This is a genomic window from Bacillus sp. FSL R5-0560, assembly GCF_037966305.1.
Classification (GTDB): Bacteria; Bacillota; Bacilli; order Bacillales; family Bacillaceae; genus Bacillus; species Bacillus mojavensis.
On sequence record NZ_CP150195.1, the window covers coordinates 2,119,621 to 2,129,157 of the forward strand.

Consider the following 9,537-nt stretch of genomic DNA (forward strand, 5'->3'; position numbering starts at 1 on the left):
CCTCATTAACTTGATGGTAAGTGAAACAGCTGAATCGTTTTTTCACGCAACTTATATTTTTGAATTTTGCCTGAGGCTGTCATAGGATACTCGTCTGTAAAGATGAAATAGCGCGGAATTTTGTGGCGGGCGATTTTCCCTTTGCAATAGGCTTTCAGCTCTTCGGGTGAAGCTGTTTTCCCCTCTTTCAGCTTAATCCAGGCAGCAGCCTCCTCCCCATATTTTTCGTCAGGCACACCAACTACCTGTACATCTAAAATATTTGGATGACGGTATAAAAATTCTTCTATTTCTCTCGGATAAATGTTTTCACCGCCTCTGATGAGCATGTCTTTTAATCTCCCGGTCACGCGGCAGTATCCGTCCTCATCCATAACAGCGAGATCACCGGTAAATAGCCATCCGTCTGGGTTAATTGCCTTTTGGGTAGCATCTTCGTCTTTATAATAGCCCTTCATGACATGATAGCCACGGGTGCAAAGCTCTCCCTGTACACCTCTTTGAACCTCCTGAAACGTGCCGGGCTTCACAATTTTCACTTCGACCTCAGGCAAGGCTCGGCCGGTTGTTTCCACTCTTCTTTGGAAGGAATCATTAGCTCTTGTTTGTGTAATCACCGGCGAAGCTTCCGTTTGTCCGTAAGCGATTGTGATGTCTGTCATGCCCATTTTTTCAATGACAGCTTTCATCACTTCGCTTGGACAGGATGATCCGGCCATGATGCCTGTTCGCAACGATGACAGATCATAAGAATCAAAATTCTGATGATGAAGCTCCGCGATAAACATGGTCGGTACGCCGTGTAGCGCTGTGCATTTCTCGTTTTCAACCGTTTTAAGGACTGTGGCAGGTTCAAATTCTACAACAGGTACCATAGCTGCACCAACGGACACACATGCCAAAACGCCAAGCACGCAGCCGAAGCAATGGAAAAACGGAACCGGGATGCACATGCGGTCAGATGAGGTTAATTTCATACATTCAGCGATATTTACGGCGTTGTTGATGACATTAAAATGAGTCAGCATCACTCCTTTAGGAAATCCTGTCGTTCCTGACGTGTATTGCATGTTAATCACGTCATTTTTTTCAAGGCTGTTCATTCTTGCTTCCAGCTCGACATCTGTCACTGTTTGTGCCAGCATCTCTGTATCGTCCCAATGATACATACCTGGTAAACGTTTTTCACCGATATAAATCAGTGTTTTTAAACACGGATAGCGTTCTGATTGCAGCTGCCCTGGCTCTGCATCCTTCAGCTCAGGAATTAAGCTGTTGAGGATCCCTGTATAAGAAGTGCCGCGATAGGAATCCATGACGATAAGCGCATCCGCATCTGATTGTCTCAGCAAGTAATCAAGCTCTTGGGCTTGGTAATTCGTATTCACGGTAACGAGCACGGCCCCGATTTTTGCGGTGGCGAATTGAGCAGCAAGCCATTCCGGTATATTCGAAGCCCATATGGCCACGTGGTCTCCCTTTCCAATCCCCATCCCCATAAGTCCTTTAGCGGTTTGGCGGCACAGCCTGTTGAATTGCGCGTACGTGTAGCGGAGATTCCGGTCGGGATAGACAACCGCTTCTTGATCAGGATAGGCTGCTGCCGTTTGTTCCAGCAGCCTGCCGATTGTGCAATGGATGAGTTCGGACATGTGTCGGTCCTCCTTTCACGAGATCGGAAAGCGTTTACATTTTATTTCAGAAGCTGTCTGGCGATCACGATACGCTGAATTTCTGATGTGCCCTCTCCAATTTCCATCAATTTTGCATCCCGCAGCATCCGTTCAACCGCGTATTCCCTCATGTAGCCGGAACCGCCGTGGATTTGAATCGCTTGGTTGCATGCCCTTGTTGCCATTTCAGAGGCAAACAGCTTGGCATAAGCCGCTTCTTTCGTAAACGGGCGCTTATGATCTTTCAGCCAGGCAGCTTTTAATACCATTTGCCGGGCCAGATCAATTTCCATCGCCATGTCGGCAAGTTTAAACTGAATGGCCTGAAAGGAAGAAATCGGCTGTCCGAACTGCTTTCGTTCTTTTGCATAGGCTAAGGATGCGTCTAGTGCCGCTTGGGCAATGCCGACTGCAAGAGCGGCAATTGAAATGCGTCCGCCATCCAGGGTATGAAGAAACTGTTTAAATCCTTTTGAAGGGTCGCCGAGCAGGTGATTTGCGGGTACACGGACATCCTCTAGCAAAATTTCCGCTGTATTTGACCCGCGCACACCCATTTTATCGTACGGGCTCGTTATGGTAAGGCCGGGTGTATCAGTCGGAACAATCAATGCGGAGATGATATTATGTCCGCTCTCATTTTTGCCTGTCACTGCCGTTACAATCACCGTACGTGCATAGCTGGCATTTGTGATCCAGCATTTTTCGCCGTTCATCACATATTCATCACCATCTATAACCGCTTTCGTTTGCGTGCCTCCTGCATCAGAGCCGGCATTTGGTTCTGTCAGACCGAATGATCCGAGTGCTTTTCCGGATGCTAGAGGAATCAAATGCTCCCGTTTTTGTTCTTCTGTCCCGAAGTAGTATAGAGGGCTTGCACCGAGTGAAACTGCAGCTGCATAGCTTAATCCTGTACTGCCGCATGCTTTGCCGATTTCTTCAACAGCTAAGGCATAGGAAATCGTATCTCCGCCTGAGCCTCCATATTCCTCAGGAAAGGGGATGCCCATCAGCCCCAGATCACCCATTTTTTGAAACGTTTGTATCGGGAATTCACCCGTTTGATCCACATGTTCTGCGTGAGGAGCAATTTCTCTCTTTGCAAAATCCTTTACCATTTCACGTACCATTTGCTGTTCTTTTGTCAGCTCAAAATTCACTTGGTTTCCTCCTTCACATCTTTGTAACATCCTATTAAGTGAATTCAGTAATCATTCCCTGACAAAAGAAGTCTGAAAATTAAAACGGAATCACTTTCTATATGACAGCAGCAATGGAATGAACAAATATATGGCGTAAGCACATACCATCCATATTGCAAACGCAATCTCTTGCCCTTCAGAAAGTGCCGGGAGGATGAAGGCATGGTTCCAAAGGAAAAACGTATCAATAAACAAGCCGCTGCCCCCATTTTTCTCGTTTCATACATCAAAATCTGCAGATTCAGATGTATTCCTATATATTTCTAAGTCGACAACTCCTTTGCCGGCCCAATAAGAAGCCTGTCTAATTAAGCCTTCTCTCATAAAATTATTTTTCAAGAGGACTTTTTTTGACGCTTCATTTGCAGGAATAACCTCTGCTTGAATTCGGTTTACGTTGACTTTTTTAAATAAAAAAGTGACCAGCATTTGGACGGCTTCAGTTGCAATGCTACGCCAATAATCTTGTCCTAGTCGGTAAAAATCATTTCCGAATTCACGTTCTTTCCTCCAGTTGTATTTCTTTTATTTGTTTCTCTTAGTCCTTCAGCACCGGCCATACGTTTCCTGTCTATTCATGAAAAATGGAATATAAAGAGACGGCTAGTAAATAGCCGTCTCTAAGGGCTATTGATTTATTTTTCTTTTCGAGGCCTTACTTTCGTTGTGAAGCCGATCTGCTGACGTGACATAATACGTATAGGTTTTATTTGGTTTTGCCGTGTCATCCAGGAAGGTTTGCTTGTCGTTTGTTTTTCTTGCGGTGGCCAGTAATGCTTGCTTTTGTTTTCCTTCAGATCTGTATATCGCATAATAGGCTGTTTCCTTCGTTTTTCGATTTGATGGGTGGTCTTGTATGTGCAGGAGATTTCCGTTATCGTCTGAGGTTACTTTGGTCAGTTTCGGTTTTTTTGGCGCTTTGCTGTCGAGCCAAGGCATTTCGGGTACCAGTGCGGGCTTACTGTACAGGTCGGTTATGAGTCTGTCTTTGATGCCGAGCGGATTATCATTGAGGTCTTTGAGGCTGAAATGCATGCTTCCTTTCACCAGCTCCAGCTGACGGTTGAGGTTGATTTGTCGGGCGTATTCTTCAGGATCGGACCATGGCGGGTCAAAATTGTTATTGATTTTATAAGCTGCCTGCCCGATGTATAAATGAACGGGTCTGATTTTGACTTCGTTGCTCCACCAATCAGCCAGCACGTCATAAGCCGCTGCGTTGAAGCCGATGCTCCAGTAAATTTGCGGGGCAATATAGTCGATGTCGCCTTGCTGGATCCAATGTCTCGTATCTGCATAAAGATCATCATAATTTCTGACGCCTGCTTTGGTATTTGATCCGGTAGGGTCGTCTTCTATGTTTCTCCATACACCGAATGGGCTGATGCCGAATTTAACATATGGTTTTTCAGCTTTGATTGTTTGATTGATTTGGCTGACAAGCTGGTTTACATTGTCTCTTCGCCAGTCATCAATATCAGGAAATGTGCCTTTCCCGTATTGTTCGTACTGTTCTGAATCAGGGAATTCCTGTCCGGCTATTTTATAAGGGTAAAAATAATCATCCATATGAACGGCATCAATATCATAATGCTTTACGACTTCTTCAATGCCCTCGACGATAAAATCCCTCGCTTCAGGAATGCCGGGATTATAATAAAGCTGCTTTCCGTAAGCAGCGACCCAGTCAGGATGCTTTCTTGCCGGGTGATCCTCAGACAATTTATTGAGATCTGTATGGTTCATCGTAATGCGGTAAGGATTAACCCAAGCGTGAAATTCAAGATTTCGTTTATGGGCTTCTTCAATCATAAAAGCGAGCGGATCATAACCTGGGTCTTTTCCTTGAACACCAGTCAAATATTCAGACCAAGGCCCGTAAGCGGATGGATAAAAGGCATCGGCCGTCGGCTTAATTTGAACAATGACGGCATTCATTCCCATTGACTGAACGTCATCCAGCAGGCTGAGATACTCCTGTTTTTGCGCTTCAATCGATAACCCTTTTTTTGATGGCCAATCAAGGTTTAATACGGATGCAATCCATACGGCTCTCAGTTCCCTGTCCGTTTGTGCTTTGGCCAGATATGGAACGGTTATGATCAACGTTCCGATGAGCAAGCTGACAAGAATACGTACGATCGGCTTTTGACAACCCTTCATTCTGTTTCTTCTCCCCCATTACATCGCTTTCACTATTTCGTTAATACGGTATTCTCGGGCTGTAAAAGGGTGCTTAATCGATTGAAGAAACCGGAATTATCACCGGGTGAACGTAAAAAAGTCCCGAAGCATCTTTATCTGCTTTAGGATTTTTTATCATTTATGAGTATTTGGACACTTTTTAACACGTCAACGAGTTTTACGCCTACGCCGACAGCTGATTCAAGAATGGCCTGTGCGCCTGCGATCGATAGTATGAAAATCACCGGAACAGCGATATCAGGTAAAAAAAGATAGCCCAGCCCAATCAGGATGGCACACCAAACGCCGGCGCACCAGTAGCAATTAAGCATATAGCCAAAGTTTGAGGCCGGCACGTTTTTTTCATTCACGTGCCCGTTTGCATCAACAGTCCTTTTCTTTTTCATAAAAGGTTTTCGGATGAATTCAGTAATTTTGTCGAATACAATTAAGTGTGTCAGCCTGTAACTCGCCAGTATCAGCATAAAAAAAGTAAGCCAAGAAAGATGTTCCATGACAAGCCTCCAAGAAAAGGGATGTTGTTATCATTCCCCGCATTTTTGCATCCATTCTTATGCGCGACTCTCTGGCAAAAAGAAAACCGGACAGAGGATCGCTTCTGTCCGGCCTGTATTTGTTTAATGCTTGTTTGGCAGCATTTTTTGATCTGACGTAATCTTGTCTAATATATCAAGTATGATGTTTGCATTCTTTTCAGCACATTCACCTTCCAGCATGTCTTTGTGCGCGCCGTACCCGGTGTATTCGGTATAGCCTTCCTCAGAGGCGTCTTGCCATTTCTGTAATACCATCGGGCCGCTTGTTTCCGACTGAATGCCAGCTTCAATGAAATGAATGTTTGACTTGATGCGGCCTTCATTTATTAGCTGAGCCCAATAATCCTGATAGCACCTTTTTTTCTGCATCACTGTTTCTCTGACTGCTTCCGGCAGGTATGCGGCTGAGTCGTCTTTTTCGGTATCTGCTATTATAGACTGATCCTTTTTGTAGGCGTCTACGATAATGAAGTCACTGACTACTAATCCTTTCTGCTCCATAGCCTGTACGACCTCAAAAGCCAAGTTTCCGCCCGCGGAGTAGCCTAATAGAACGTACGGTCCTTCTGGCTGTATGTCGGTGATGCGGCTGACGTATTGTTCGATGCGGCTGTCTTCCTCAATAAAATGAAAGCCATACACGGCTGCTTTGTGATTTAGCTGTAGTGCCAAGTCTTTGAAATAAATCCCGAAGCCTGAAATCGGCGGGAAGCAGAAAAGGTTTTTTCCGCCTTGCTCGTTCAGTTGGATCACATGCTGTTCGCCAGCCGCTGTCAGCTGATTAGAATAAAGCTTTTCCGCAAGCTGGGCGATCGTCGGATTTTCGAATAAGACATCGATCGGTATATCAATATGCTGATGATGTTTAAGCATGTGTATCACTTGAAGCGCTTTTAGTGAATGTCCGCCGATAGCAAAGAAATCATCATGTATTCCGATCGTTTTGACACCGAGTACGCTTTTCCAAATTTGCATCAATTCCTGTTCGACCCAGTTTCTGGGCGGTGTAAGATCCTGACGATTTTCAGACTCGTTTTCAGGAATAGGAAGTGCGCTGCGATTGATTTTTCCGTTTCCAGTAAGCGGCATACGGTCAACCCGGACCCAGCGCTGCGGAATCATGTAGTCAGGAAGCACACGTGCCAATGCAGCGCGAATTTCCTTTTCGTTTCTGCTGTCATCACTAACATAATGCGTGTATAACTGCGCCTCTCCGTCTGTTTCCACCAATGTAACTGCTGCTTCACGGACCCCTTCAATTTCTAACAGCCGCGCTTCAATTTCAGCGGGTTCAATCCGTTTTCCGCGAATTTTAATCTGCCTGTCAATCCGGCTGATATATTCTAGATTCCCATCGGGCAGCCACCGCGCCAAATCACCGGTACGGTATATTTTTTTTCCAGGTATGAAAGGATCAGGAGAAAAAACGGCAGCTGTTACATCATCTCTGTTCAAATAGCCTTTTGCCACCCCGTCACCGCCGACACATAGCTCTCCGGGAACGCCTATTGGCAAGAGACGTCCTTTTGCATCTAAGATGAAAGCGGTACAATGGCTGATCGGTTTCCCGATCGGGATTGGAGTCGCATAGTCTCTTTTAATCTCAAAAAAGGTTGAGAACGTCGTGTTTTCCGTTGGTCCATAGATATTATAAAGCGAAAGCTTCGGACACGCGTGTCTGACAGCATTTATAAGCTCGGGCGACAGCGCTTCGCCTCCGACATATAGCGTATGAAGCCTGCGGAACATGTCAGCTTGAGCTTGTGCCAGCTGATTAAAAAGAGCAGTTGTCAAAAACAGCACTGAGATGTTGTTTTCAAGCAAATACGCGCCAAAAAGATCTGGTGTCAGCATTGTTGATTTATCAATGATATGCAAAGTTGCTCCTTTTAAAAGGGCCCCAAACATTTCAAAGGTGACGGCGTCAAAGCTGATGGATCCTGTCAGGATAAAGCGGTCATTTACAGAAGCTGATGTGTAATTGCTGTTGCAAACAAGGGACACGACATTGCGATTGGTGATCATGACGCCTTTAGGCCGGCCTGTCGAACCGGAAGTATACATGATGTACGCGAGATCATCCGGGCCAGTGACGATTTCCAAAGGTGTCGTATCTTCTTCAATCAGCGCCTCTGCATCTGCAGAAATGAAGGTTCCTGCAAACGCTGTGTTTGGCTCCAGTCCTTTTTGAACAATCAGCATAGCGGCTTTTGTCTCGTCGAGCATATAGCTGATCCGTTCAGGCGGAAGCTCCGCGTCAAGAGGAAGGTATGTCCCCCCTGCTTTTAAAACAGCCAGTACACTAATGATGAATTCAGGAGAATGACCAGCCAAAATACCCGCTGTCCCGTTTCGGCGCAGCCCGTTTTCATACAATGTTCTGGCCAGTGCATCCGATTTTTGATCGAGCTCACGATAAGAGATGGACCTATTTCCGTAAACTAGCGCCGTTTGATCTGGTGTTTTTGCTGCCTGTTCGCGGAATAGATCTATTACTGTTTTGTTTTTCGGATACTCCGTCGAAGTGTCGTTACATTGTGTCAGCATCTGCTCTTTTCCTTTCGGATCAAGAAAGGAAAAGTCTGCAACGGGAATGTCAGGGTGATCTGCAGCAACTTGTAACGCTTGTGTAAGCTGTCTTTGGATGCAGGTCATCCAGGCAGCATCATACACGTGCGCATTATAGCTGAACTTGATGACGAGTTCATCACCGGGAGCAACGACAAGGTTAAAATTGTACCCTGACTGTTCAGACACGTTTACATTGTCTATTTGCAGAGGTGAATCAATCCGATCAGCTGAGTCAGCCATTTTTTGCTGTAATGGATAGTTTTCAAAGACAATAATGTGGTCAATCAGTTCCTGTTTTAAGGCGGTGTTTGCCTGAATATCGAATAAAGGATGGCAGGTAAACGGCTCGGCGTCCAGCATATCTTTTTGACAGCGGGTGAGCAGTTCTGCTAACGTTTCTTCTTTGCCTGTTTGAACACGAACCGGAACCGTATTGATAAACAATCCGATCATTGACTCAACACCCGGGATTTCAGATGGTCTGCCTGAAACGACTGCGCCAAAAACGACATCGTCCGTTCGGTTGTAGCGCTGGAGCATGACACCCCAGACCGTTTGAATAAAGGTGGCAAGCGTGACGCCTGTTTGTTTGGCGGTCTCTTTCAGCTTGTCCGTCAGCTTTTGATGTAGAGTGAAAATTAATTCTTCGCGGTAATACCCTTCTTTTGCTTCTCTGTCCGTCACCCGAGGCAGCGGTGAGGGGGTGCTGTAGTTTTTCAGATAAGCACGCCAGTAGTCCGCTGCCGTTTCTTTGTCTTGTTTTGTCAGCCAAGAAATATAGGTGCTGTAGGGACGGACAGGCTCCATAGAAAGGTGATTTCCTGTATGGATAGATTGATAGATTTGCATAAATTCCTGCAGAATGATCCCGAGACACCAGCCGTCCATTAAGATGTGATGATGACTCCAGACACAGACATGCTCATTATCCGCTTTTTTGAGCAGAGAAATCCGCATCAGCATGTCTTTTTGCAAATCAAACCCTTTTTCCTTATCTATCTCTTTAAACTGTTCAATATAATCATTCTGCTCATTCGTTTGCAGGCTGGAAATGTCCTCATTGTGCAAATGGAATTTCCGTTCTGTCATCACGACCTGCCGAGGCCCCGATAAATTGGGGACGTGCGGCAGAAATACGGTTCTGAAGATATCATGGCGGTCGATGATGGCTTGAATACTGCGCTGAAACATCTCATAGCTAAGGTTTCCTTTTATCGTAAAGAGCGACTGCTCAACATATGCTCCCTCCTCTTTTTGGAGGAAGGAATGAAACAGCATGCCCTCCTGCATATAACTCAGAGGATATATGTTCTTGATTTTTTTGGTTTTCCCCATATGGCCTGCACC

General features: G+C 45.5%; 5 protein-coding genes and 2 pseudogenes. All 7 read right to left on the reverse strand.

The genetic code is table 11. The features are described 5' to 3' along the window. Positions 1 to 5: 5 nt before the first annotated feature. The 7 genes and pseudogenes from NST56_RS11265 to fenB all read right to left on the reverse strand — a co-directional run bounded on the left by NST56_RS11265 (position 6) and on the right by fenB (position 9,525). Positions 6 to 1,652, reverse strand: coding sequence for an AMP-binding protein (locus NST56_RS11265; protein ID WP_339176754.1), 1,647 nt, complete (start codon positions 1,650 to 1,652; stop codon positions 6 to 8). Positions 1,653 to 1,693: 41 nt separating this feature from the next. Beyond that, a complete protein-coding gene (locus NST56_RS11270; RefSeq protein WP_268450435.1) occupies positions 1,694 to 2,836 on the reverse strand; it encodes an acyl-CoA dehydrogenase family protein in 1,143 nt (380 codons plus the stop codon). 90 nt (positions 2,837 to 2,926) lie between these two features. Then, positions 2,927 to 3,082: pseudogene (locus tag NST56_RS11275) on the reverse strand (hypothetical protein); the annotation flags it as partial. A 15-nt stretch (positions 3,083 to 3,097) separates the two neighbouring features. Further along, a pseudogene (locus tag NST56_RS11280) lies at positions 3,098 to 3,358 on the reverse strand (GNAT family protein); the annotation flags it as partial. A 147-nt stretch (positions 3,359 to 3,505) separates the two neighbouring features. Further along, positions 3,506 to 5,041: a glycoside hydrolase family 10 protein gene (locus NST56_RS11285; RefSeq protein ID WP_339176757.1), complete on the reverse strand. Its 1,536-nt coding sequence runs from the start codon at positions 5,039 to 5,041 to the stop codon at positions 3,506 to 3,508. A gap of 143 nt (positions 5,042 to 5,184) precedes the next feature. Then, on the reverse strand, positions 5,185 to 5,577 hold the full coding sequence (locus tag NST56_RS11290) for a DUF1360 domain-containing protein (protein ID WP_010334451.1): 393 nt from the start codon (positions 5,575 to 5,577) through the stop codon (positions 5,185 to 5,187). 123 nt (positions 5,578 to 5,700) lie between these two features. Beyond that, positions 5,701 to 9,525, reverse strand: a complete 3,825-nt coding sequence (fenB, locus tag NST56_RS11295; RefSeq protein ID WP_339176759.1) for a fengycin non-ribosomal peptide synthetase FenB — start codon at positions 9,523 to 9,525, stop codon at positions 5,701 to 5,703. Between the last annotated feature and the right edge of the window lie 12 nt (positions 9,526 to 9,537).

Bases quoted from the DNA above. Each gene is read 5' to 3' on its own strand.
- fenB (WP_339176759.1), bottom strand. From the start codon at position 9,525: ATGGGGAAAACCAAAAAAATCAAGAACATATATCCTCTGAGTTATATG.
- NST56_RS11285 (WP_339176757.1), bottom strand. From the start codon at position 5,041: ATGAAGGGTTGTCAAAAGCCGATCGTACGTATTCTTGTCAGCTTGCTC.
- NST56_RS11265 (WP_339176754.1), bottom strand. From the start codon at position 1,652: ATGTCCGAACTCATCCATTGCACAATCGGCAGGCTGCTGGAACAAACG.
- NST56_RS11290 (WP_010334451.1), bottom strand. From the start codon at position 5,577: ATGGAACATCTTTCTTGGCTTACTTTTTTTATGCTGATACTGGCGAGT.